The sequence below is a fragment of the Streptomyces sp. NPDC092045 genome, assembly GCF_044756005.1.
In the GTDB taxonomy this organism is placed as follows: Bacteria; Actinomycetota; Actinomycetes; order Streptomycetales; family Streptomycetaceae; genus Streptomyces.
On sequence record NZ_JBIVSC010000042.1, the window covers coordinates 1,806 to 3,552 of the forward strand.

1 rRNA gene is annotated in these 1,747 nt (G+C 57.9%); it reads left to right on the forward strand.

Annotated elements, in window-relative coordinates:
- Positions 1 to 52 precede the first annotated feature (52 nt).
- Positions 53 to 1,747: ribosomal RNA gene (locus tag ACIQKA_RS34855) — 23S ribosomal RNA — on the forward strand; the annotation flags it as partial.

Here is a 1,747-nt window from a genome sequence, read left to right on the forward strand (position 1 = left end):
GGTGGGTGGCTGGTCGTTGTTTGAGAACTACACAGTGGACGCGAGCATCTGTGGCCAAGTTTTTAAGGGCGCACGGTGGATGCCTTGGCACCAGGAACCGATGAAGGACGTGGGAGGCCACGATAGTCCCCGGGGAGCCGTCAACCAGGCTTTGATCCGGGGGTTTCCGAATGGGGAAACCCGGCAGTCGTCATGGGCTGTCACCCATGCCTGAACACATAGGGCATGTGGAGGGAACGAGGGGAAGTGAAACATCTCAGTACCCTCAGGAAGAGAAAACAACCGTGATTCCGGGAGTAGTGGCGAGCGAAACCGGATGAGGCCAAACCGTATGCGTGTGAGACCCGGCAGGGGTTGCGCATGCGGGGTTGTGGGATCTCTCTTCTGTCGTCTGCCGGCGACAGGACGAGTCAGAAACCGTATGGATAGGCGAAGGACATGCGAAAGGTCCGGCGTAGAGGGTAAGACCCCCGTAGCTGAAATTCATGCGGCTCGTTGGAGAGACACCCAAGTAGCACGGGGCCCGAGAAATCCCGTGTGAATCTGGCGGGACCACCCGCTAAGCCTAAATATTCCCTGGTGACCGATAGCGGATAGTACCGTGAGGGAATGGTGAAAAGTACCGCGGGAGCGGAGTGAAATAGTACCTGAAACCGTGTGCCTACAAGCCGTGGGAGCGTCGGGATGTGCTTGCACATCCTCGTGACTGCGTGCCTTTTGAAGAATGAGCCTGCGAGTTTGCGGTGTGTTGCGAGGTTAACCCGTGTGGGGAAGCCGTAGCGAAAGCGAGTCCGAACAGGGCGATTTCAGTAGCACGCTCAAGACCCGAAGCGGAGTGATCTAGCCATGGGCAGGTTGAAGCGGAGGTAAGACTTCGTGGAGGACCGAACCCACCAGGGTTGAAAACCTGGGGGATGACCTGTGGTTAGGGGTGAAAGGCCAATCAAACTCCGTGATAGCTGGTTCTCCCCGAAATGCATTTAGGTGCAGCGTCGTGTGTTTCTTGCCGGAGGTAGAGCACTGGATAGGCGATGGGCCCTACCGGGTTACTGACCTTAGCCAAACTCCGAATGCCGGTAAGTGAGAGCACGGCAGTGAGACTGTGGGGGATAAGCTCCATGGTCGAGAGGGAAACAGCCCAGAGCATCGACTAAGGCCCCTAAGCGTACGCTAAGTGGGAAAGGATGTGGAGTCGCAGAGACAACCAGGAGGTTGGCTTAGAAGCAGCCACCCTTGAAAGAGTGCGTAATAGCTCACTGGTCAAGTGATTCCGCGCCGACAATGTAGCGGGGCTCAAGCGTACCGCCGAAGTCGTGTCATTGCAGCATGAGGGCCAACGCCCGCTGTGATGGGTAGGGGAGCGTCGTGTGCCGGGTGAAGCAGCCGCGGAAGCGAGTTGTGGACGGTTCACGAGTGAGAATGCAGGCATGAGTAGCGATACACACGTGAGAAACGTGTGCGCCGATTGACTAAGGGTTCCTGGGTCAAGCTGATCTGCCCAGGGTAAGTCGGGACCTAAGGCGAGGCCGACAGGCGTAGTCGATGGACAACCGGTTGATATTCCGGTACCCGCTTTGAAACGCCCAATATCGAGCCCATTAATGCTAAGGCCGTGAAGCCGCCCCGGAGCCTTCGGGCAAAGGGGAGTGGTGGAGCCGCTGACCCAAGGTGGTAGTAGGTAAGCGATGGGGTGACGCAGGAAGGTAGTCCAGCCCGGGCGGTGGTTGTCCCGGGGTAAGGGTGTAGG